Genomic DNA, 24,412 nt, shown 5'->3' with positions numbered 1-24,412 from the left:
TAGGTTCTTGAGGCTAGAGCCTTGAACCTCTTCCACGTCCTAAGGACGTGGTTCTTATGTGTAATAGAATTTATGCAGAGCTAGGCACTTTTTTATTGATTCAGCAAACGCCCACCATCAACTGGAATAATATGACCGGTAATATAGTCTGCTTGAGTCACTAAAAATAAAATAGCTTTTGCGATATCTTCCGCTGACCCTGTCCTGTTCAAGCTGGTTATATCGAGTATCGATTGATGCTGAGCTTTCATTTCCGGGCTATCGTCATCATCTTCTGGCCACAAAATTGCACCGGGAGAGACACCATTCACTCTAATATCTGGCCCCAACTCTTTAGCTAATGATTTAGTCAACATCGCCAAACCCGCTTTTGCGGCGCAATATACTGGATGGTCTTTTAAAGGACGTTCGCTATGAATATCAACCATATTCACAATGCACCCTTGAGATTTTTTTAAATGAGGCGTCGCAGCTTGTGATAAGAACAAAGGGGCTTTTAGATTACTAGCCATTAAATTATCCCAGTCAGATTCTTTTATCTCTCCCACTGGCGTTGGATAAAAACTGGAAGCATTATTGATTAGGATATCCAACCTACCCGTTTCATCAATTACATGATTAATCATCAGTTGTAATGAATCTACATTAGCTAATTCCGCTTGCTGAATGAAGCAGGAATCTTCACGTATAGCATTGAGCTCATCCCTAAGTACTTTGGCATCTTTAGCTGAATTTCGATAATGCACGACCACTGTAGCACCTTGTCGATGCAATGTGCGAACCGTAACAGCCCCAATACGCCGTGCTGAACCCGTTACTAGCGCTACTTTTCCCTGCAATAATTGCATAGTCATTAATCCCTATATACTCTACGCCCATGAAACACGCTCAGAGTTTACCAGAACCTTCGGCAGATGCCTTGGAACATAGCGAAAAGTTGATCGCTAACATTAGAAAAGCGATTGAGGCTAATGGTGGCAGCATTAGTTTTAAACGCTATATGGAAATGGCTCTCTATGAACCTGGCTTAGGTTATTACGTAGCTGGTACACACAAAATTGGTGCACAGGGTGATTTTACTACTGCACCGCAAATATCACCGCTATTTTCGCAGTGCATTGCGAATCAATGCGCCGAGGTTTTAAATACAATAAACACAGAAAACCCCTCCGCACAGCATAAATTCCAAAATCGTTTTTACAAAACAAAAACGAATTGTCATTCAAAAGTGGGGGGGTGTATTTTAGAGTTTGGTGCTGGTACTGGAATCATGGCAGCGCAGATTCTGTTAGAGCTTGAACAACAAAACTGTTTACCCGACAGCTACTACATTCTGGATCTCAGTCCTGATTTACAACAACGACAAAAACAGACTATTGAAATATCAGCACCCCATCTATTAGATAAAGTCATCTGGATTAGTGAGTTACCTCAACACTTCTCGGGTGTTGTATTAGCCAATGAAGTATTAGATGCCATGGCCGTTGATGTCTTTACCCAGCATGAAGATATCGTCTATGAACATCATGTCATTTGGCAGGATGATGCGTTGATCGAACAGTTAAGACCTGCAACTGAAACCAATCCGGCACTACAAGATCGCATATTACGTTTGAATATATCTAAAGAAGCGACTCCTTACACATCTGAAATCAATTCACATATCGAGCCCTGGTTAAAAACTATCACTGAATGCATTGAGAAAGGATTGGTACTTTTGATTGATTATGGATACCCACGTAAAGAATATTATTTGGCAGAACGTAATAAAGGCACACTGATTTGTCATTATCAGCATTTAGTTAATGAAGCGCCATTACACCACGCTGGCTTACAAGACATCACAGCTAGCGTTGATTTCACAGCCGTCGCTGAAGCCACAGACAATTCTGATCTAGAGGTTGCAGGATTTACTTCTCAAGCATGCTTTCTTGCGAATACAGGATTGGAGGATTTTTTTAAACAGGCTTTAGAAAATAACCCTGATAATCAATACGCTCTGGCGCAACAGATACGCACATTAACGCTCCCCGCTGAAATGGGAGAACGCTTTAAATGTATGGGTTTGACGAAAGACTATCCGCATCAGTTATGCGGATTTAAAGAATTTGATCAGCGTTATCGGCTTTAAGATACTTACATCATACCAATTAAAAATGAGTATATTGCTACTGATTTAACTGATATTAGTAGCACCATTACTTTCATCGTACATCACATGTAATACCGTTTCTTCTCGATGAATTCTTGTTTCGAGCAGCTTACCCAAGTGAGTAAATTCTTTAATAAACTCTACTCGACTTCTTTCATTCACAGGAATAAATGGGCTTTGTGTAATCGAGAAAAAGATTTCAATAGAGATATTTTTCATCTCGAGATTCAGCTCATTAAAGGCTCTTTCTCTTTTAGGGTATTTAAGCTGGATAAATGTTCTAAGATAAGAATAAAGTTCTTTATCCGCCTTATGAAAATGCGCTTTTATTTTAGAGGAGAAAGCTTCTAATCGACCTGCCGCCGCACTATATTGCTCAGTTTCAGCATGCTTCATCATTTCTTTATAAATAAACATTAATTCCGTCTGCTCTTCTTCAAGCGTCTTAATTAAGGTGTAGTCATAGGGAGGAAGTTTTTTAGGATTTTCACTTAATTCTTTAATCGCATCAGCTTTAGAACTTTTACTAGAATTTTCTTTGTTAGTACTTTCTTTGTTACTACCTGCATCTAACTTCTTTAAGTTATTGTCACTAACTGCTTTATTAATGGGCTTATATTCTGAGTCTTCTTTATCTATTTTTTCCTGCTCGTGACTTGAGAACATTTTCTTAATATCAATTTCTTGCACCAGAAACTCTTTTAATTTCACTTCGGTCGCTAATAGATCCTTTAACTTTTTTATTTCAATTTCTTGAGCAAGGAATTTTTTCAAATGCTTTGTTTCTATTTCTTTTTCCAAAACATCATGAATATCAATCTCTTTTGTAAGAATATCTTTCACTGAATCTAACATTTTGTTCTCTCTCACTGGGTTTGTGATAATTTTTATTATTACTTTCTAACAGTACTACTTCTAATCTACCATACTCATCCAACCATTTTTAAACCGCTAGACTAATGGTAGATTTATTAATGAACCTATTTCTCCTAATCATCTATTCTCTTACTATATCAAAGTGACATTCGTAGATTGGCGTGTAAAATAGACTGATTCGATACAAAATATGAGTAGCTTGGTAACAATATGAAAATTCAATGGTTTCCCGGCCACATGCATCGGGCCAGCAAAGAAATACGTGAAAAGCTTCCAGAAATGGACTTGCTAATAGAAGTACTCGATGCACGTTTGCCGGGTTCTAGCGAGAACCCAATGATTGCAGCTATACGTAATAGCTCACCCAGAGAAATCCCATGTATCAAGATTTTTAACAAAAGCGATCTAGCAGACCCTGAATTAACCGAAAAATGGCAACAATATTACGAGCGTGACAAAGGCGTAAAAACCCTTTGCGTATCTCGTGACCAACCTGAAAAGGTAAAACAAATCTCTAGCTTATGCAGAAAAATGGTGACCATCAGCGACGCTAGAGATAGAGAAATACATGCGATGATAGTAGGCATTCCTAATGTAGGAAAATCAACCATCATTAATACCGTAACAGGTCGAACTATTGCTAAAACGGGTAACGAAGCAGCAGTTACACGTCAACAACAACGCATTAAAATCAATGATGATGTGGTTCTTTTCGACACCCCCGGACTTTTATGGGGAAATATCAATAACGAACACAGTGGATATCGATTAGCAATCTCTGGCGCTATAAAAGACACTGCATTTGATAGTGATGACGCAGCATTTTATTTAGCCGAATACTTAATCAAACACTATCCTGAATTATTAATAAAGCGTTATGAACTGTCAGAGTGCTCGCAAACAGAGATAGAACTCATTGAAATTATTGGCCGACAACGCGGCTGCTTACGCAGTGGTGGACAAGTTGAAATTGATAAAGCTTGTAAGATACTGATCAATGAGTATCGTTTAGGTATATTGGGCTGCATTACCCTAGAAGAGCCAATTTCTTTTGAAATTGAAAACAGTACTGCACTCGCTGAGTCTGAGAAGAAAATAGAAGAGAAGAAAGCGACTAAGTCTGATCGTAAGAAACGCTGGAAAAAGAATAGAAAATAATCTCATTCTATTGAATGAGGTCCTCAATCATTTGATTTAACATATCAGAATATCTTTCCTGGATTAATAATCCCGTTGGGATCGAATATCTTTTTGACGGAAGCCATCAACTCCACTTCTTCTTTTGAACGTGAATATTTTAGGTAATTTTTCTTGATTATGCCTATGCCATGCTCCGCCGAAACACTACCGTTCATCTCTTTGGTTACTTCAAATATGTCTGGATTTACCTTTGAGCACTGTTCAAAAAATTCAGATACTTCCATCGATTCTGGCTTTAAAATATTCAAATGCAAATTACCGTCTCCGATATGGCCGTACCAGAGCACTTTAAATTCGGAATAGTTCTGATTGACCGCTTGTTCTACCTTATCAAGATATTCTGGTACCTTTGAAATATTGACCGAAAGGTCATTTTTATAAGGTGTGTAAGCTGAAATTGTTTCTGAGATATCTTCTCTTAGGCGCCATAAATCTTTTGCTTGTTGCAAGCTTTGACTCATAACTCCATCGACCACCCAACCCTCTTCTGCACAAGCCTCAAAGGCTTGCAAGGCGCTTTCTTCCTTACTTTCGTGATCAACTTCAAATTCAATTAAAGCGTAATACGGCGCTTCCGTATCAAACGGTCTGGCATAACCTTTATCATTTACCATCAACGATAATGTATCTTCAGAGAAAAATTCAAACGCACTCAACTCGATAGTATTCTGGAACGTTTCGAACACCTGCATCAATGCTGGAATGTCTGTCACACCAAGTACAAACACGGTTAAATTCTTTGGAATATTCGTCAAACGCATCGTCGCTTCAGTAATAAACCCTAGCGTTCCTTCTGCGCCAATAAACAAATGTCGGAAGTCATAACCAGTCGCGTTTTTAACCAGACCGTGATTCAAATCCAGAACCTCGCCAGCACCCGTCACTACTTTAAGTCCCAGCACCCAATTACGCGTCAGACCATAACGAACCACCTTGATGCCACCCGCATTCGTAGAGATATTTCCACCCAGTTGACTGGAACCCGATGAACCAAAGTCGACAGGGTAAAAAAGATTATTTTCTTCAGCAAAATTTTGTAATTGTTGAGTAATCACACCAGGCTGACAAACCACACTTCGATCTATCGAATTAAAATCCAGTATTTTATTCATCCGGTCAAACGACACGACGATCTCTTGATTCATCGCAACCGCTCCACCACATAAGCCAGTTCTACCGCCAGATGGAACCAATGCAACACCCTCTTCATTGGCCATTTTTACCAAAGCTTGAACTTCTTCTGTAGAGGTAGGAAAAACGATTGCCATAGGGTCAGGGGTATAAACCTGGGTCCAGTCTTTACCGTAATTCTGTAACGAATCTTCGTCTGTAAACACCCTTTCTGGAGTGAAAATGTCGTTTAATTGTTGGAGTATATTCACGTCTAACCTATTTGATTTTTTTACTAAATTTTATCTGATGCAATTGCTCTAAAAAGTGGCTTATAAAGTAAGCCCGAAGAAGACAATCACACCCCCCTACTTATAGCCGTTTTTGTGACTTTAATAACAATTCCCTGAAGCCTCAATGCGACTAAAACAGCATCATGCTGGGATGTATTCAAATGAATGCAAAAAGCACCTTTAAAGTAGCTATGCTGATCTAAATAACATTGATTGATATTCGGAATTTGCTTCAAGCCTTTGAATACTTTCTTGATCATTTCTGAGACTGGGAAATCCAGAGAATCTACAAAATAGAGATTTCGGGTACTACTGACAAAATGGACTTTACCTTCTCGGAGTTTAACGAAAATAGTACGATTATCTCTAAGCGAGGCAGCTAGTTGAGCAGTGACACCCTGATTGCTTTTCGATGAGTTCTCTAGTCTTTTGTCTAATTTTTTATCTAAGCTTTTATCTAAAGGCAGCGTTTCAAAAACACCCGTTTCGAGTAATCCATCTACTTTCATCGAAGATAATCCTTCAGCCTTTCTTCTCAACATCAATGACTCGCGTGATATCATTTTTGTCAATGCCGAGGTCTTTACGGATAGAAATATTTCTCAACATGACTTCCAGACAGATCTTATCGTCAAAAGATTCATCGGTTTCGTTATCGTATTTTTCTTTGATATGCGAATACATTTCGTACTCATTGGCTGTGAATTGACCTTTCACATCAGCACATTCAGACAGTAATTGTAATACGTGTTCGCGGTCTACCAATTCAGGCATTTAATCAACAACCTCTAATTCATCCATTTGTGTAGAGTATAGAATACACCCCCCTACTTACAGGCAGTTTTTTTTAACAATTGATTAGATAAAATTTAATCTATTAACGATTGAGTTTTTTCAGCAACGACTTCATGTCATCAATATACGATTGATGCTTGCTTTGTATGGAAGGATCGTAACAAACGGAAGAATAAGTTTGAGTAAAACTATTTATCTCGCCAGCTAAATCGGGCAATTCCTGCATGGCGAACCGACGAAACGTTTCAGGGGTTTGAGAGAGGTCTCTAGTTACACCTTTTTTAGCCATCAAATCACAAAAGCGTCGATACAGCTGATGCTCTTCCGCCTCTGTTTCGCGTTTACGAGCCAAGCCGAGGAACATAACCCATAGCAAAATGATTCCTGCGAAGAGGCCTCCGACGATGAAGCCGATCTTCTGCACTGACAGTTCACCAAACATCTTTTTCAGGAAGTTTTGTTGAGCGTTTTTATCATAACCTAATACATGTCGACGCCACGCGTATTGGGCAGAATCTATTTTTTCACGAATGCCATCCAGCCATTTGATTTTAGACATGGAGAGAAAGTTATCTTCCAGAAAACTGCCTTCGCTTTCCATCGCTGTTTCAAGGTTTTGTTCTATTCTTGAAGGTGCAACCATGGCGGTCGGATCAAACCTCACCCAACCCTGGCCTTCTAACCAGACTTCAGTCCAGGCATGTGCATCAAATTGATGTACCGCCAGAAATTGGCCTTGCTCATTCCATTTACCACCTTGATAGCCCGTAACAACACGCGCTGGAATTCCCGCTGCGCGCATCATAAAGACAAAGCTGCCAGCATAGTGCGCGCAAAAACCTCTTTTACTGTCGATTAAGAAATCATCAATTGAATTTTCACTGCCTAATGTTGGTGGTCTTAAGGTATAAAAATACTGGTCTTGTCTAAAGCGATCCAAAACACGATTTATATATTCTTGCTTGCTTGCAGACGATGCCATTAAACGATCAGCCAGCAAGCGACTTTTCTGATTACCACCGTCGGGAAGTTGTAGCGCTAAATCACGATCGTAATCCGATAATTCGACGCCTCGTAGAGACTTCGGGTAACTCGTGAGTTTCAGTAGTTTAGGTTCGTTGATATCACGATAAGAAATGATGCGAAAATCTCCGCCCAAAAAGGCACGACCTTTCACCTCTAATACGGGCGTTAACGCAAATAACCAGGGTTGCCCTGATTTTTCATAAATCACTTCATATTCAACGCTGTCACCGCGTTTGACAATACTCTCTGCCACTTGTTTTTCAGACAGTCGATCATTGCCAATTTTGATGCCTTTCCCATTGGGAATATCTGATTGCGTCCAGGTTTTCCCATCAAAGTGTTGCAACACCAAACCGCGCCAGTACAACTCATTCTGACCAGGTCGCTTCCCCTCAAATTTAACGCTAAAGGCAAGATCATCAGATTGACTTAGTTCTGCGATATCGCCAGGAGTCATGCTATCAGAGATGCCTGTTTTAGCATGCCCACTTGTTTGTGGCACTTTCCAGAAGGGTTCGAAGCGAGGTGCAAAAAAGAAAAATAAAAGCATCAACGGCAAACACAGCAATAACATCATCGATGACAATCGAAGATTAGGCAATATGGCATAACTTTTAGATTGTTGAATCGCAATCAATGCCCCCGTGAGCACCGTCATTGAAAGCACACCGTAAAGTGCTATCAGCATCGACTGGTTATACAGAAACAACACACCAATCAGAACGAATCCGGTTAAGATCACCACCATACCATCGCGACGCTGTATCACTTCCAGCGCTTTATAGGCAAAGCCAAGCATTAGCAACGAAGCCATCATATCCAGAGACACTACTTTAATGCCACTGGCTGCGAGCGCCCCTAATCCAAGCAAACCGATGATGATCTTAATAAAATTACCGGGTTGCGCGTTATGCCCTTGCATCACCCTGATTCGCCAAACAGCGGAAAATATGAGTATTGGCAATAACCAGATGGGTAAATAGAAAATCAATGGCAGCATCACCACGATTTGTGCGGCGAGCAACCACAACATCCCTGAATAGGTAATTAGTTTGTCTTGAGGAAAACCTTTCTCAAACATTCCGCTTAACTCCCTATCCCATCAGTGCTTACCTGAGTCTGAGCATCAGAATGATCACCCTCACCAAACAGGGCTAATGCTGTTAAGCAGGTATTTCGATGCGCTTCACCGCTGGCTGGCTGAATTGTTCTACCCGGAATATTTAGGCCATACACCTGCTGTTCCTGATGATATTGCAACACCTTTGCGCACAAGTGAGAAAGTTTAATTTCGGTTCCGGAAATTGATAGAGCATCCCAATCTAGCCAAAGATCGTGGCTCGCATAATCGACAAAGGTCTTGGTCTGTACCTTGCCAGTTTTCGCATAAGCTCCCCAATGGATGTGTCGTGGCGAATCTCCCGCCTGATAATCTCGGATACCAGAGAAGTCCGTCGTTCCGCGAGGAATTTCCATTCCCTGATCAGCCTCTTCATCCAGACTATCGCCCTTGTCTTCACTTTCCTGAAGCAAAGGTGCGGGGTAAACAATGCTATTCATATTGAGCAATGCGTATGACCAGCCTTTTATTAACCCAAGAGGATAGCTGGTAAAAATGCTTAATTTTTCTGGCTTAAAGCGGCCGCGATGCTTTGTGCTATGGGACAGTTTGATATGGATAGTATGGTTATCATGTAAATTAACCGTCGCGACATCCTGATTTTTCCAGCCGATACATATTGCTGATTTTTTTTGTTGTTTAGGACAGGATACTTCTAATTCGAAAACAGCCTTTTCACCAGCAAAACAGGGACTTGCCTGAACAGCCCTAAGCGTTAAACCAGAGAGGTTTCGATAGGTAAAAAAGATCGAAATGATAATGAGCGCCAGCAACCAAAAACTCAGAGCGTAAATTAAGGTACTCTGGAAATTCACGCCCATTAAAAATAATAACCCGATAGCTATTAGTAACGCGCCACTGGTTCCGGTGAGAAAGACAAAAATGCGTTTAAGGTCCAGAGTCATTTGACGTGTTTCAGGAAAGCGTTTTTCCATCCACTGCGGCAACTTCTGATTACTTTCTTCTTCAGACTTTGGCTTAGCTTTTTTCTTAGATCCAAAGTTATTAGATCCAAAGTTCTTAGACACAGAATTCTTAGACTCAGAGCCCTTAGACCCAAGCTTAAATTTGGAAATTTTCAAGTTGCCAAGGGAGCTATTCATTATTATTTATGTCAGTAGAGAAATAGACAGATGCCAATTAAGCGACTGCTGCCACTCCACCACCCACACTATCTACCGAATGCAAGATATGACGCGCCAACTGATCACCCTGGGTTTCAGTTTTACCCACAATGCGATGACCTACGACAGAGACAAATACCGCCTGCACATCCTCGGGTAACACATAATCACGGCCTTGCAATAAAGCCCACGCTTGTGAAGATTTCACTAAAGCAATCGCGCCACGTGGCGATAAGCCCAGATGACATAATTCATCCTGACGTGTTTGCGCTATTAAACGCTGAACGTAATCCAGTAAGGTATCTGATACTTTAATTTCAGGAACGAGCTGCTGAATTTGTAATAAGCTCTCTTTGCTTAAAACCTGTTTTACTTGATCCAGCGAAGCTCTACCTTTCTTACCCGTTAAAATTTCTCTTTCAATCGCAGGATCAGGGTATCCCAATGAGATACGCAATAAAAAACGATCCAGTTGAGATTCAGGCAATGGAAACGTACCCGATTGACTTTGCGGGTTTTGAGTAGCAATCACGAAAAAAGGCTTCGGCAAATCATGCGTTTCCCCATCAACACTCACCTGACCTTCTTCCATCGCCTCTAGCAAGGCACTTTGCGCTTTAGGGGTTGCGCGGTTTAATTCATCTGCCAAAAAGATCGAACTAAAAATTGGACCTCGATGAAAACTAAATGATGAGGTCTGCGCATTAAAAACCGACGCGCCAATAAGGTCAGCAGGCAATAAATCACTGGTAAACTGGACACGGTTATAATCAAGCCCCAAGACTTTATATAGCGCATGCGCCAATGTGGTTTTACCCATACCCGGCAAGTCTTCAACCAGCAAATGGCCATTGGCTAAAATAGAAGTAAAAGCGAGCTGTACTTGCTGCTCTTTTCCCAAGATAACCTTATTTAATTCTGTAAGACTGGAACTGATTTCGTGATGTAGTTGTGTATTCAAAGCGCCCACTTTCCCCAACTTATTGTGATTATTTATAGAGTTTCTGATCAAGTGTACGTTGGATTATCAATAATCGCGAAAAAATACGATGAAGTGTAATGTTTGATTTCATACGATATTCATAATCACCCCCCTACTTTGAGGAGTTTTTTATAAAGTGGCTACAAATGATTACATGTCTAGATTTTTAAGCTTATCGAGACGTTTTAATAATCGGGAAACATGACCGTCTTTAATCATAGAACCCAAGTATCCTTCACTCATAAACTTATCTCCGCGTACACAAAAACTAATCATTTGTTTAATTTGCGGAAGATCGGCACATTGCACGACCACATCACTGGTAATCATTTTGCTGACTACATATTGATTAAAATGGTGATCTCGCCAGCACTCCTTATCAGCCACCTTCAAAAATTCTTTAACCACGGGATCATAAATGGGCCAGCGCATAAAATTGACATTATCTTCGATTTTATCTCCCCCCTTCCATTCAATTATAGGGTCAAAATCTCTACGATTGAGTGTCGGATAGAAAGCAATAATTTCTTCGAAGTCTTCAAGTGTTGGGTTTATCGTCTCCATAAAGTCAGAATATAAGCTATTTGCTAATAAAAAAAGTACTCTGTTGAAAAATGCGTGATTGTGATCTAGCAACACATCCAGATAGTTCTCAAACTGAATCTAAAGGCCCCCCCCCTACTTTGGGTTACATTTTATTTCTTTTTAACAGCACTCTTAATCTAAAAGCACGTTAAAATAGCGCCATGACAAATACAGAAGAACATGACGAACTCCCCAACATACTTATTAGCGCTTGCCTTTTGGGCAACCCCGTTCGATACGATGGCACTGACTTATTTATTGATCACCCTTTAATCAAGAAGTGGTTAGATCAGGATCGTTTAATCGCCGTATGCCCTGAGGTTGAAGGCGGAATGCCTGTGCCACGTGCTCCGGCAGAAATTAAAACCGGCGACGGTAAGCTGGTACTAAGCGGAAAGTCCCGTGTAGTTGATGTAGAAGGCGAAGATGTGACCAATTCATTTATCAGAGGCGCTTTGAAAAGTTTAAAAATGGCACTCGATAATGACTGCGTTGCTGCAATTCTGACCGAGCACAGTCCCTCTTGCGGCAGTAACAGAATTTACGATGGGAGTTTTACCAAAACCAAACGCGATGGTGTCGGCGTGACAACGTCGATGCTTGAGCAGAATCATATCCCTGTTTTCAATCAGGAACAGTTAGAAGACTTGCAGGTATATTTAGAAAGCGGGGATTGGCAAGATTAAGGTCACCCCCCTACTTTGAGGGCTTTTTTTATTCATTACTTTTATTCATCGCTTTTAGGCAGATGTTTTAAACACGAGATTACGCCAGAATACAGCTCATCAAGGCTTCTTCAAGATTATCATTCAAGCGCTCAGAAATAATTTCGATGCGGCTTTCATCACACGCAGGCAGCTCAACTTCGGTCAAAGCATCGGTATCAAGATTGAAGCTATAAAAACCTTTATCGGTAATAAACACAGCCTTTACTCTTTCGGCGGTACAACTCCAGACAAACTCAACTAGCTTGTTGTGATCGAAGATTGTCTCACCTGAGAAACGCCAACCGATACTGTGAAAACCTTCACCTTGATTGACCGCTTTAATAAATCCACACTCAGGAATGGGCGTTTCAGGAAGTAATGGCCTATCGTTATGACCATGATGGTGATGATGATCTTCATCTATTTTCAACTTGCTTAAAGAAGGTCCTGCTAAAGCGGCTAGTTCGATATCACCGTGTTGCGCAAATATCACCTGCGCATGTTCTGTACCCTTCTGTTTGACGTAATCTATCAACTTTTGTTTGTCGCCATTATCGCCACCCTCACCTTCGCTGTATAAATCCGACTTGTTACCAACAACCGTATCGGCTATAGCAATTTGTTGATTGAAGATATCGTGACTTGTATAACGCTGATCCGATAATTTTCTAGCATCAACCAGCGTGATGGTCTTTTGTAATGACAGCACTTGTTGATAGTGTTCGGATGAAAGCACTTCCAGAATTTCTTTCGGGTGTCCCAGCCCAGTGGGCTCTATTAACAAACGATCAGGCGTGGCACTTTTCAATAATTGATTCAAAGCAATTTGCATGGGTACACCCGCAGCACAGCACATACAACCACCTGGCACTTCGCGAATGTATACGCCACTTTCTTGAGGTTGTTGACCTTCAAGTAAACTACCATCTACACCAATCTCACCAAATTCATTGACCAGAATCGCCCAACGTTCGTCAGCGGGCTTATTTTTAAGCAAATGTAAAATCATTGATGTTTTACCGACGCCTAAAAAACCCGTAATTATATTGGTAGGGACAGCCCGTATTTCAGAGTTATTGGTATTTATCGAGGTCATAGTTTGTCTTTTTTAACGTGATCGGTACGTGTAAAAATATTGATTGGGATAAGCACCGTAAGCTTTCAAAGATGAACACCTTCTCAAAATGCTTTACCCAAATAATATCTTAGCTATTTCGATTCAAATGCTCGCCAAAAGCGTTTATCCAGTGCTAGTTGCTGTTGCGGCTCTGCGCCGGGCATACATAACCAATCCAATTCCATACTTTTCAATTGTTCGGCATTGTTCAAGGCTTGCAGACCTAAACCAGATTCATTCATCTGCTCTAACTGGAATTTCATTCGTTCCGATTTATCTTCGACTGGGGTTTCAGCACCCTTGGCAATTTCCAGTTTAATACACATCATTCGACGCTCTGCTGTGACTTCGCTACGATCCGTTAGTGTTGCAGCAGATTTACGACGTGCCTCGATTCGCTTGGTAAAGTCTATATCATCTAAGGTAATCGAATCCCATTGGTCTTCAATGCCCTGTAACTGCTTCTCATCAGGCGTTTTACCCTCAGCAGACGCATACAATGTTTCCAGCTGAGTACAAAGTTCTGCTTTTTGTCGCAGTGCATCCAGTTGCCCTTTTCGAATATTATTGATAATTCGGTCATGGCATTCATCAAATTGCGAACAGGCATTTCGGTAATCACGTTGAATGCCTTCTGTTAATTTTTCAGGTAATTGCTCTGGTAAATCAGGTAATTCAGCATAACTCGCCAGCAACCCAGTAAACTGATGATCAGCCTCGCTTAACTCTGTCGCTGTTTTGGCCAGTGTCTGAATAGATTTGATGATGTCTCTGTAAGCATTCAATTGCTCATCAGTTTCTGCTCTTTGTCCTTGGCGCACTTCCTGAATTTTGCCAAAAACCTGGTCCCCTTGCTTCTTGAATTCTTTCCAGGCTTTTTGATCATCCTTGCGCTTGGTAACACCGATCTGTTTCCATCGATGTTGCAGTGTTTTTAATGCGGTCAGATTTTCTTCTTTAGCATCTTCTTCTGCGAGTGCCGCGGCTTGTTTTATAAGCTCGTGCTTCAGTGCAATATTGGCATCGTATTCAATATTCAAATTGTCATAGACCTGATCCTTAAACGTTGAGAATTGCTCCCATTGTTTTTGACCGGCTTTATGTTCGACATCTTTGATGTTTGTATAGTGACTGCTAATACTGCGCACACTGGCTTCTACAGCCTTATAATCAGGGTTATGTTCTGGCTTGCTTTGTTCGGCTAATTCGCGCATTTCTTCAACATGCTTCTGTCGTTGCGCCAGATTGTTTTTGCGTAACTCTCGACGCTCATTAAAGAACACTTCACACGGTTGATAGACCTTATCTGAAGCCTCTTTAAAACGGGGCCAGTACTGTTCTGAAATGTCAGAATTACCCAGTTCTTTCCATTGCTGTTGAAGCGCTTTCATCTCGTTAAACAGCTTATCCGGATGTGTTTTAGAGCTAATCAATTGCTCCATTTTTTCACACAGCTCGACATACTTGGGTTCGGTGGCAAAGCTCTTCCAATCACCCATATCACCGAGTGTTTCGAAGGCTTCTTCATAGCGCGTTTTCAGTGCTGCGGCATCCTTTCCGGTAAAATTATCGAGTGCTTTTTCAACCCTGACACACATCTGTTTCGCCCTTGTCAGATTACCTATTTTGGCAAAATGAAAAATGGAGCTTATATTTTTGTGCACCAGTGTTAGTTGACGTTCATAGCTTTCGGCGGCATCTTTTTTAGCCGCAGTCCATTCCGCCAATTTTTCCTGTAATTCCGTTTCTAACTGCAACACACCGTATGTAGACGACCAGTTTAATTGGTTTAATGCCGAACTCAACGCGCGCACAGGTTTTTGTAGTTGCGCATGCTTAACTTCAATCTCATCCTTTTCAAAACCTGCATTTTCCTGAGTAGAATCTTGAGAAAATAAAGGAACAACCCGCTCCACCAGATGAATCGCGCTTTTTAAAGCAGCGATCATCTGTTGATAATCATTTAGCAATCCAAAATCAGGTGAAGATATTAGTGCTAAGGAATCCCAGTTAAAACGCATGTCCTCGTGCTTTTCTTTGGTCTCAGCTAATAATTCAATCGATGTTTCAAGGTCTCGATCAGCGACATTCTCGAGCAGGCTTTTAAGTTCATCCACGATTTCTTGTTGTGACTCTTGCGTGACTTTAACCGTCAACCGATCCTTATATTGTGCATCGAGGATATTTCTAGCGGCTTGATAACGCTGTTTCGATTCACTTGAGATTTCAAAATCGAGATTATCCCAACGTTTACAATGCGCGACACACCTTGGCATAAACTCTGGTAACCAGTCATCTCGACTAGTGAGGTATTCCACTTCTTCAATCAGCTGATTAACTGTCTCTAGTTTTTCTGCCTGCTGGCGCTCAAGCTCTCTGCACTCATCAATTTTGGTTTTGATAATGCGCTCTGCATTCTTGTCTTTACCACGAATAACCTTGCGCGCAGATTCAAGCGCCTCAATGCCAGTCAGCATTTTCGCAATTTGCTGGCGTGAATCGGTAAATGCCGTCGCAGAAAGCACCTCAATTAGTTGTTGAGAAGGAAGTCCCTGTATCGCCTGCTCACGCACTGCAGGCGTTTCTGCATGCGCTGCAACACGCACACTCAATTCTGGATAGCGTTTCAGCATATCATCGAATTCTTGTGGGTTTAGACTGGCACTCTCGCCCATTAAATCGTCTAACCTTTTTGCTGCCGCGGAACACACCGTTTGTGTTTTTTTGTCATTGCCATGCTGCAAGGATATTTCATGCAATGCTGGTGCTGACTTTAATTGCTGGATGGCTGCAATGCAGACGTTAACATCCACATCGTTAGTCGCCATTTGCACGAGTTTTTCCTGATGATCTTTATTGTCACTATCAAAAGCAGCAATTGCTTTCAGGCGTTTTTCAACAGATTTACTTTTCCAGGCCGGTCTAAAAAGGTCAGCTAACATAGTTTTCCATGTAATTCAGTTTGATTGAAGATTGTTCTCATAAGATATAAGAGATTTCTCTATAGTGAATGGTGAATTGTAAATCAATTTAACTTTGAATAGGTGAGCTAAGTCATTTACAGGTTTTTTATTTATAAGAGAAGATTTGTAGGTCACCCCCCTACTTTTAAGCACATTTTTTCACTGTCTTGATAGACAACAAATACATCTAAAAGTTACGAGTAGCATGATACAAGCACAATAAAGCCCGACTGATTTCGGGCTTTATTGTGCTGAATGTGTAAGTTATCTACTTTTTTAAAAGATAAGTAGCTTACTCATTCATATCTAAATCGAATGAAACACTTCGCCTGCATGCGGATGAATCGCATCGCCGTCCACAACGCCTGCTTCAACCATCTTATCAAACATCATTTTAGCCGTGTCACTGGCTGCATCCGCTGTTGCTTGATCAGGATATTTTGCTAAAACAACGCCTTTACCATTTCCGTATGAAACAAAATCGATAAAATCTGCGCCCGCGCCTTCTAAGTCACCGCGTAAACCTTCCGCTATCTGGCCTGCTTTATCCATGTCTGACGATGCAAAACGTGTGATTGTGTAAACTGCCATTTTATACTCCAATTGTTGTTAAATCCTGAGGGAGTAGGAGTATAAGTCACCCCCCTACTTTGGGGCACTTTTTTTGTGATTATTACAAAACTATCATAAAAAGCTGAGATTAAGACCTATCTTCAAAATTAGTCGTTAAGTCTATTCAGGCAAGAAACCACCCGCTTGCATATTCCATAATTTTGCATAATGCCCAACACCTTCAGCATCGTTGCCATGGGACTTATCGAGCAACTCCTGATGCGTTCCATCTTCAATGATCTCGCCATTATCAAAGACCAAAATGCGGTCCATATCCGAGATGGTTGAAAGCCTGTGCGCAACCACGATTACGGTTTTCTTCTCCATCAATCGTTCCAGCCCAAGCTGAATTTTTCTTTCGGTAATTGAATCTAATGCAGAAGTCGCCTCATCTAAAATCAAAATAGGCGAATCTTTTAAAATCGCACGCGCAATTGCGATTCGTTGGCGTTGTCCGCCGGAGAGTTTTACACCGCGTTCGCCCACTAATGAATCGTAGCCTTCTTCGGTTTGCAGAATAAATTCATGCGCATTGGCTTTCTTTGCTGCTTCGATGACTTCTTCATCGCAGGCGTCCAGTTTGCCGTAACGAATGTTTTCCATTAAGGAGCGATGGAATAACATCGGGTCTTGTGGAATCAGCGAAATACTTTCGCGCAGGCTGTCTTGTGTCACTTTCTGAATATCTTGGCCATCGATAGAAATCACACCACCGCTGGGCTCGAATAAACGTAACATCAAGTTAACAAAGGTCGATTTACCTGAACCTGAAAAACCCACTAAGCCAACTTTTTGATACGGTTTGATATCCACATCCATCTGCTTGAATACCGCCAAACCTTCTGGATAGGTAAAGTCTACTTTGGAAAATTTAATGTGACCCTTGGTAACCTTAATATCCTTTGCACCGGGCTGATCGACAATGTCGTGCGGTTGAATGAATATCGAAACGCCATCCGAAATATTGCCAATGTATTCAAAGAATTCGAGAAAGCTTCGGCTTAGACCACGAGCGGCTTCGATCAACATAATCGAAATACCTGCCACCATCGAAAACTCACCCACGGTCATGCCACCTTCAGACCAGATTTTTAAGGCATAGCTGACCATCGAAACCATCAACACCATTGCGGAGACAAATTGAAACCAACGCATCTTTTCCATAAACCAGAAGTTGCGTTTAGCCGCGACAATTTCCTCATCAATGAATTCGCCGAGGTAGTCCTCTTCAAATTCACCGCGAGCGAACATTTTGGTGTTCATCATATTAGTCACTGAATCGACCACTTTACCCGTTACCTTGGAGCGCGCTGCAGCAAAGGTTTTAGAATAGGTTTGGCATTTTCTGGCTAATAAAATTGAAATCGACACATACACAATCAACCACACCATCAATACCAAGGCGAGCTTTGGCGTTGTGTTAAATAGAATAATCAGAGCTACGGTTGATTGAATGATTAATGGATAGAACGTAAAGCAAATCGTCCATAAAGAATGCATGCAACTGGTGGCAATTTCAGTAATCCGATTGGCCAGTGAGCCTGCAAAATGCGAGACAAAATAACGGTGCGAATGAAACTGTAAATAACGAAACAAAGAGCGCCTGATAATGGATCGTAGACGTGGCCCATTACTCACCAGAATCGCACCACTGGCTCGACTAAACAGCACAATTCCTAAATTGAGCAGCGCAAAAAACACCAGTGAATCATAAGCCGCATCAAACACATCAGCACCGGTTTCATTCGCCATTGTTACCGCATCGATGATCTGTTTCACCGCATACGGCAGCATGATGGTGCAACTCGCCTGAGCCGCTTCAAAACTGAGGATGGCAACAATCGCCAATGACATTTTGCGATAAAAATACAACGCGAAACGCCACGGTGTACGCGGAAGTTTTGGTGCTTTATCGGCAATGGTGAAGGTAGAATCCATGCAATGAGTGTCCTATAGAAAACACTGTAAACCAAATATTATGGGGGCTATGATTTACGATTAAAAGACGTTAATGGAAAGCATCCTTACTTATAATGATAAACTTGTCACATTTTTAGACTGAATTAATTTTTAAAAGACGCTCAACTTTATCTCAGGAAAAAAACAATGAATCGTTTACGTAACTTTTTACCCGCCAAGTTATCAATCCTCTTATTACTGAGTTTTCTCACAGCCTGTTCTGTCAGTCCTCAGAGAACCACTCACGTTAAACCATCGAGCTTGCCCGCTACTTCTGACCTCGTGGGGAAATACAGTTTATTTGCTGGTTCTGAAGTCAGTTTTGATGTCAGTGAGCAAAACGGTAATTTATTCGTATCAATGTTTGGGGTGCAATCACAGCTGCAAAAAATCAGTCCCGTGCGTTACAAGTTTGAAGACGGCAATGAGCTTAAATTCGATTATTCCCGAGAAGGAATCTATGATCGGTTTGCCACGATTAATGAAGGTAGACCTCGGTGGTTTATAAAAGAAGATTCGCTGCAACGCAGTCGATCTAATGTCACAAATCAGGCGGTTTATACCCAACAGCTATACAAGGACTTGAAGCCAGGCGCTTACGCTTTCTCACGTTTTATAAGCCCTTCTCGCGGGCTAGTTGATTACTCCGTTTACCTTCCCCCGGAATGGAAACGAAATAGTAACAAAACCTATCCTTTGGTATTTTTTCTGCATGGTCAGTTAGGTTGGGAGCATAGCTTCCCCGACAGTGTGCCGGCATCGCAGTTAAATCAATGGATAGCACAAGGCGCTATTCCACCGATGGTGATTGTGTCATTACGTACAGGAAGACTAAAAGGCAGAGTAGAAGAGCAATGGTCATCCGCACGCAATGAAACACTGTTAACGAGCGAAAGTAATTATGAATTGCGCCAATATATTCGCCAACAATTCAGGGCTGGCATGTCTGCAAAAACAACCGCGATTCATGGTCACTCGCGTGGTTCACGGGGTGCAATCCATTACGCATTGAAATACCCCACAAGCTTTTCCTCTGCGGTGGCTAACGCATTTGTCAGTGATTACGCTTTGGATGAAACAAAACGAATTGCCCAGCAAAACCAACAACAGATTCGAAGCCGAGGTATTCCATTACGTATTTCAATTGGTGATAGAGATGAGTTCGCCTTAAATATGGGGCGAAAAGCATCACCTGTGATTCATCAATATTTAAATAACTTGAATATCCTACATGATTACGAAGTTTTTCGAGGCGTTGATCATGGGTTTGTCAATATCTGGAATACCAGACAAAGAACGGGCTTACCAAATGGTCTGGGTGAATTACAACTGCATGCCGAGGCCTGGGCCAAGGGTTAATAGCTATTAGCTAAGCTAGCCCTGACCTGTTGTCGTTTTAAACCTGACAGTTGGGCTATCGTCGTCAACGACGTCATTGTTATCAAAACTAGTGTTATCAGAACCAGTGTTATCAGCAGCATCGTTTCCAGTATTAGTGCTTACCCAACTCATGGCTTTTTCTTTCATTTCACGGAATTTCTTTGAGCCTTGTTCTAGCTTGCCTTCCCATTCTGGGTTGGGTTGTTGATCTTGTGTTACTTTAAAGAACACCTGCATCAAGGCTGTCATTGCAAACGGATCTATTAACGCTGCTTTAATACTTATCGAAGCAACAATCGCAATCATCAGTGGCCACATTCCACCGACTTGTCCAGTTAGTTGTAACAAAAGAGCAATTGGCCCGAAGGTTAATAACATCACCAATGCGGTTAAAATCCAACTAATCACAGTGACAAATACCGCATTTTTTAGAAAGACTTTATAGTTTTGGGCATATAGCACCACAGCCTGTTTAGAGCCTTCCCACGGGTTATCTATTTCATTTTTGATGTTATAGGCGAGGATAATTTCATCAACATAGGTCGTTGAATTTTTAACGATAGCGTTGACGAATTTAACTATCGGCTGGGGAATAAACGGCAGAAAACCTAATATGCCTTCAAACAGGCTGGTAATAAACTTAACCACTTTCTTGATCACTTGATCCACCGCAAACAATACCGATGCTTCTTTAAACCGGTCTTTAACGATGGCCTGCGCATAACTGATTTGGCCTTTGCCTGATGGGATTTCTTCCTTATCCAGATATTTCAGGATAACGGCAATATGACCTGCTTTCACCATGTAGAGCAAGTATTCACGCACATAAAACAATATGCCCGTAACCAGTCCAAAGCCACCGATAATGCCATAGAAGGCGCCCGCTTCAGACTCGCCAGCGACTTTACCGATAACAGAACCTACACCAGCACCCGCACCAGTCGCGATCACATACGCGATAGTAATGCCAAAATAAATCAGAAACCTAAATAACATGAATGATTTAGTTTTCCACAGCGCGGAAAAAACGTCTTTTATTTTGAAGTCCAACATTTCATCACTCCCATAATCTATCAAAGCACGTTACAAAACTCTCGGTTCTGCAACACTTGTTGAGTTAATGATTATTTATATAACAAATGATTTTTGGGAGCTGTGATGTATTTCACATTTATAGAAATCGACAGGAATTAGAAAAGATATAAGTCACCCCCCTACTTTAAGGGCTTTTTTATTTTAGCTTCAATCATCAATGATATGGCAAACGTAACTACAAAAAAGAAGGTAAGATTGATAAGCGATAGCGCCATATAGGCTTCGTAGGGTAAACTAAATGTGAAAGCGGTAATCAATTGACTAATAGCTCTGCCTCTCATAGCAAAATTTGTTTAGGCAGGTTCATAAGATATCACTTTAAAATTTATTAATAATAACAATCACCTATAAATAAGAACTAAATAAAAACAATACGAATAAAGAAGAATAAGAAAATGTAAAAGTGCCATTTAAGCAATTATTTGCTGTACTTTTGAGGAGGATATAGACGAATAAATTAACACTTCGTTAGTTTATGCGTAATCATATTCATTGAGGGTAAACGTATGTCAGGCAACTTATTCGAAGATGCTGTTTGCATTTTATTAGCAGGTGGAAAAGGCTCTCGCCTACAACCTTTAACTACTGATCGATCCAAACCGAGTGTTCCATTTGGCGGTAAATACCGCATCATTGATTTCACCCTGAGCAACTGTTTACACTCGGGTATTCGACGCGTTCTGGTGCTCACTCAATACAAATCTCATTCACTGCAATTACACCTTTGTGATGCCTGGTCGATCTTCAATCCTGGACTTGGAGAATATATAACCGCAGTTCCGCCGCAGATGCGCACTGGAGATTCCTGGTATGAAGGTACGGCTGATGCGATTTATCAAAACATCTGTTTACTCGAAAGCAGTGGCGCTAAAAAAGTAGTGATTCTGTCAGGTGATCACATATATCGCATGGATTATGGCGCTATGCTAGAACACCATAATGAATTTGAGGCTGATCTTTCAGTCGCCTGCATGCAAGTCCCTATAGATGAGGCAAGCGCGTTTGGCATTATGACCATTAATGAACAAAGTCAGGTCATTGAGTTTGAAGAAAAACCCGAGAACCCTGCCTGCATGCCTAATCAAACAGAGTTTGCATTGGCCTCGATGGGGATTTACATTTTCAATATTGATACCCTGGTTGATGCTTTAAGCAAAGATAACCTTAACCCTTTATCTTCACATGATTTTGGCAAAGACATTCTGCCTTTATTAATCAAATCACATAATGTGGTTGGCTATGAATTCGGCGGCAGTGAAGGACGGGTAACACCAGATCGCTACTGGCGTGATGTGGGCACGATAGATTCGTATTTCGATGCCAATATGGATTTACTTTCGCCTCAACCGCCGCTAAATCTGTATCAAAAATCATGGCCGATACGCACCTATCACGGTCAACATCCACCCGCTAGAATAATCACGGCTCACGATAACGAACAGGGTAAAATTAAAAACGCCATTATCGGCAGTGGTTCAATGGTTATTGATGCAACGATAATTAAATCTATCCTGTCCGCGAATGTCCGGGTCAATGAAAACGCCCACATCGAATCCAGTATTATTTTTGATCATGTACAGATAGGTGCTGGTGCTAAATTACGCGACTGTATCGTCGACAAACATGTGCAAATACCAGAAGGAATGATAATCGGCTATGACAAAGAGGAAGATGCCAAACGCTTTACCCTCTCGAAAAATGGAATAGTGGTTGTACCAAAAGGCTTTGGCCAATAATCAGTAAACACCTATCAATTAACACCGCTTATTTTGGTCACCCCCCCACTTTAGAGGCTTTTTTCAGTGGATTAAAAGATGCCCGCTCAATCAACATGGCAGCCAACTACTAACGAACCATATTTTCCGGTGCTAGCACGTCATCTAATTGTTCTTTAGAGAGTAACTGTTGTTCCAGAACTAAATCATAAACACTGCGATGATCATCCAGCGCTTCCTTAGCCAAAGCCGTACAAACTTCATAACCCAGATGTGGATTAAGTGCCGTAACAATCCCGATGGAGTTCTTTACATTATCTGAACAGGTTGCTTCATTCGCTGTTATTCCAGCAATACAACGACTACCCAGAATATCCATACCGCGTTTAAGAATTTCGACGGATTCAAACAGGCTTTCAACCATCACAGGTTCCATCACATTGAGTTCAAGTTGCCCTGCTTCTGCCCCTAAGGTTGTCGTCAAATCATTACCAATTACTTTGAAGGCAATTTGATTAACCACTTCGGGAATAACCGGATTGACTTTACCTGGCATAATCGAAGAACCGGGTTGCATTGGCGGTAAGTTGATTTCGTTGAGTCCGGCGCGTGGTCCAGATGAAAGTAAACGAAGATCATTACAGATTTTAGACAGTTTTACCGCGAGTTGTTTAAGCGCTGATGAGTACATCACCAACGAACCCGTATCATGCGTGGCTTCAATCAAGTCATCAGCCAATACGATATCCCGTCCTGTCACTTTACATAAGTGTTGTACGACTCGCTCTCTATAGCGAGGATCTGCATTCAGCCCAGTACCTATCGCTGTTCCCCCCATATTCACCGTTAGAAAAGAATGACTACAGGTTTTCAGGCGTTTAATCTCATTTCGTAGACTGGTAGCATACGCATTAAAGCTTTGACCTAAGGTCATTGGTACTGCATCTTGCAGTTGGGTACGGCCCATTTTCAGGATATCGGAAAACTCAAAACTCTTATCATCGATAATCGCGATCAGCTTATGCACTTCAACCAGTAACTTATCGTTGGTGTCCATGAGTGCAACTTTCATTGCGGTTGGATAAGCATCGTTGGTTGATTGAGAATAGTTGATATGATTATTTGGGTGACAATATTTATATTCACCGCGCTGATGCCCCAGAATCTCTAAAGAACGATTGGCAATCACTTCGTTAGCATTCATATTGGTCGAGGTTCCTGCTCCGCCCTGCAACATATCTACAATAAAATGGTTATGTAACATGCCCATCCCAATCTCATCGCAGGCCTGACAGATCGCGCCGATAATATTATCCGGAATATGACCTAAATCGTGGTTTGCCATCGCCGCAGCTTTCTTCACTTTGGCGAGTCCTTTAATAAAGTCAGGATAAAAGTTTAAGGTGATGCCACTGATGTCAAAGTTTTCCAACGCTCGAAGCGTTTGAATACCATAGTAAGCCGTTGCTGGTACTTCTTTTTCGCCCAATAAATCATGCTCAACACGTCGACCTCGAGCACGGTAAAGTGCGGATATATTTTTATAACGACTGTTTGCGTGCTCCATCCGGCGAATAATAATTTGCGCAATAGTAGCAGAA

The 24,412-nt window shown here is 41.4% G+C and carries 20 protein-coding genes; 5 read left to right on the top strand and 15 right to left on the bottom strand.

What is annotated here, in order from left to right; genetic code table 11:
• Positions 1 to 92: 92 nt before the first annotated feature.
• Complete coding sequence (locus tag Q1A31_RS09365; RefSeq protein ID WP_299875667.1) at positions 93 to 848, bottom strand: pteridine reductase; 756 nt, start codon at positions 846 to 848, stop codon at positions 93 to 95.
• Positions 849 to 877: 29 nt separating this feature from the next.
• Between Q1A31_RS09365 and Q1A31_RS09360 the strand changes: the two genes are divergently transcribed.
• The gene (locus Q1A31_RS09360) at positions 878 to 2,131 is read left to right on the top strand and encodes a class I SAM-dependent methyltransferase (RefSeq protein ID WP_299875665.1); all 1,254 of its coding nucleotides are present in this window, start codon (positions 878 to 880) and stop codon (positions 2,129 to 2,131) included.
• A gap of 45 nt (positions 2,132 to 2,176) precedes the next feature.
• Here Q1A31_RS09360 and Q1A31_RS09355 read toward each other — a convergent pair whose 3' ends face one another.
• On the bottom strand, positions 2,177 to 3,007 hold the full coding sequence (locus Q1A31_RS09355; protein WP_299875662.1) for a hypothetical protein: 831 nt from the start codon (positions 3,005 to 3,007) through the stop codon (positions 2,177 to 2,179).
• Positions 3,008 to 3,238: 231 nt separating this feature from the next.
• Here Q1A31_RS09355 and ylqF point away from each other — a divergent pair, with 231 nt between their 5' ends.
• Complete coding sequence (gene ylqF / locus Q1A31_RS09350; RefSeq protein ID WP_299875660.1) at positions 3,239 to 4,186, top strand: ribosome biogenesis GTPase YlqF; 948 nt, start codon at positions 3,239 to 3,241, stop codon at positions 4,184 to 4,186.
• A 44-nt stretch (positions 4,187 to 4,230) separates the two neighbouring features.
• Here the strand turns inward: ylqF and Q1A31_RS09345 are convergent, their stop codons facing one another.
• The 7 genes from Q1A31_RS09345 to Q1A31_RS09315 all read right to left on the bottom strand — a co-directional run bounded on the left by Q1A31_RS09345 (position 4,231) and on the right by Q1A31_RS09315 (position 11,242).
• The gene (locus tag Q1A31_RS09345) at positions 4,231 to 5,610 is read right to left on the bottom strand and encodes an FAD-binding oxidoreductase (protein ID WP_299875657.1); all 1,380 of its coding nucleotides are present in this window, start codon (positions 5,608 to 5,610) and stop codon (positions 4,231 to 4,233) included.
• Between the two features lie 86 nt (positions 5,611 to 5,696).
• Positions 5,697 to 6,173: a hypothetical protein gene (locus Q1A31_RS09340; protein WP_299875654.1), complete on the bottom strand. Its 477-nt coding sequence runs from the start codon at positions 6,171 to 6,173 to the stop codon at positions 5,697 to 5,699.
• Positions 6,154 to 6,405, bottom strand: coding sequence for a hypothetical protein (locus tag Q1A31_RS09335; RefSeq protein WP_299875651.1), 252 nt, complete (start codon positions 6,403 to 6,405; stop codon positions 6,154 to 6,156). The genes Q1A31_RS09340 and Q1A31_RS09335 overlap by 20 nt, the downstream gene beginning before the upstream one ends.
• A 103-nt stretch (positions 6,406 to 6,508) precedes the next feature.
• Positions 6,509 to 8,533, bottom strand: coding sequence for a DUF3488 and transglutaminase-like domain-containing protein (locus Q1A31_RS09330; protein WP_299875648.1), 2,025 nt, complete (start codon positions 8,531 to 8,533; stop codon positions 6,509 to 6,511).
• A gap of 5 nt (positions 8,534 to 8,538) precedes the next feature.
• The gene (locus Q1A31_RS09325) at positions 8,539 to 9,600 is read right to left on the bottom strand and encodes a DUF58 domain-containing protein (RefSeq protein WP_299875645.1); all 1,062 of its coding nucleotides are present in this window, start codon (positions 9,598 to 9,600) and stop codon (positions 8,539 to 8,541) included.
• A gap of 112 nt (positions 9,601 to 9,712) precedes the next feature.
• Positions 9,713 to 10,657 (bottom strand): MoxR family ATPase, encoded by a 945-nt coding sequence (locus Q1A31_RS09320; protein WP_299875642.1) that lies wholly within the window; start codon positions 10,655 to 10,657, stop codon positions 9,713 to 9,715.
• A gap of 171 nt (positions 10,658 to 10,828) precedes the next feature.
• On the bottom strand, positions 10,829 to 11,242 hold the full coding sequence (locus Q1A31_RS09315; RefSeq protein WP_299875639.1) for a DUF6508 domain-containing protein: 414 nt from the start codon (positions 11,240 to 11,242) through the stop codon (positions 10,829 to 10,831).
• A gap of 182 nt (positions 11,243 to 11,424) precedes the next feature.
• On the opposite strand from Q1A31_RS09315, the gene Q1A31_RS09310 reads away from it, so the two are divergent.
• The gene (locus Q1A31_RS09310) at positions 11,425 to 11,949 is read left to right on the top strand and encodes a DUF523 domain-containing protein (RefSeq protein WP_299875636.1); all 525 of its coding nucleotides are present in this window, start codon (positions 11,425 to 11,427) and stop codon (positions 11,947 to 11,949) included.
• Between the two features lie 79 nt (positions 11,950 to 12,028).
• Here the strand turns inward: Q1A31_RS09310 and Q1A31_RS09305 are convergent, their stop codons facing one another.
• The 4 genes from Q1A31_RS09305 to Q1A31_RS09290 form a co-directional block, all read right to left on the bottom strand.
• Positions 12,029 to 13,066, bottom strand: a complete 1,038-nt coding sequence (locus Q1A31_RS09305) for a GTP-binding protein (RefSeq protein ID WP_299875633.1) — start codon at positions 13,064 to 13,066, stop codon at positions 12,029 to 12,031.
• Between the two features lie 113 nt (positions 13,067 to 13,179).
• Positions 13,180 to 16,029 (bottom strand): DUF349 domain-containing protein, encoded by a 2,850-nt coding sequence (locus Q1A31_RS09300; protein ID WP_299875630.1) that lies wholly within the window; start codon positions 16,027 to 16,029, stop codon positions 13,180 to 13,182.
• 327 nt (positions 16,030 to 16,356) lie between these two features.
• Positions 16,357 to 16,641 (bottom strand): hypothetical protein, encoded by a 285-nt coding sequence (locus Q1A31_RS09295; RefSeq protein ID WP_131907197.1) that lies wholly within the window; start codon positions 16,639 to 16,641, stop codon positions 16,357 to 16,359.
• A 141-nt stretch (positions 16,642 to 16,782) separates the two neighbouring features.
• The gene (locus Q1A31_RS09290; RefSeq protein WP_299875625.1) at positions 16,783 to 18,600 is read right to left on the bottom strand and encodes an ABC transporter ATP-binding protein; all 1,818 of its coding nucleotides are present in this window, start codon (positions 18,598 to 18,600) and stop codon (positions 16,783 to 16,785) included.
• Between the two features lie 168 nt (positions 18,601 to 18,768).
• On the opposite strand from Q1A31_RS09290, the gene Q1A31_RS09285 reads away from it, so the two are divergent.
• Positions 18,769 to 19,980 (top strand): esterase family protein, encoded by a 1,212-nt coding sequence (locus Q1A31_RS09285; protein WP_299875622.1) that lies wholly within the window; start codon positions 18,769 to 18,771, stop codon positions 19,978 to 19,980.
• A gap of 15 nt (positions 19,981 to 19,995) precedes the next feature.
• Here Q1A31_RS09285 and Q1A31_RS09280 read toward each other — a convergent pair whose 3' ends face one another.
• Positions 19,996 to 21,054: a hypothetical protein gene (locus tag Q1A31_RS09280; RefSeq protein WP_299875619.1), complete on the bottom strand. Its 1,059-nt coding sequence runs from the start codon at positions 21,052 to 21,054 to the stop codon at positions 19,996 to 19,998.
• 548 nt (positions 21,055 to 21,602) lie between these two features.
• Between Q1A31_RS09280 and glgC the strand changes: the two genes are divergently transcribed.
• Entirely contained in the window at positions 21,603 to 22,832 is a 1,230-nt protein-coding gene (glgC, locus tag Q1A31_RS09275; RefSeq protein WP_299875616.1) for a glucose-1-phosphate adenylyltransferase, read from the top strand.
• A gap of 109 nt (positions 22,833 to 22,941) precedes the next feature.
• Here glgC and aspA read toward each other — a convergent pair whose 3' ends face one another.
• The gene (gene aspA, locus Q1A31_RS09270; protein WP_243651733.1) at positions 22,942 to 24,378 is read right to left on the bottom strand and encodes an aspartate ammonia-lyase; all 1,437 of its coding nucleotides are present in this window, start codon (positions 24,376 to 24,378) and stop codon (positions 22,942 to 22,944) included.
• Between the last annotated feature and the right edge of the window lie 34 nt (positions 24,379 to 24,412).

Origin of the sequence: uncultured Cocleimonas sp., assembly GCF_947495625.1 — a bacterium.
Classification (GTDB): Bacteria; Pseudomonadota; Gammaproteobacteria; order Thiotrichales; family Thiotrichaceae; genus Cocleimonas.
This window is presented reverse-complemented; position numbering and strand designations above follow the sequence as displayed.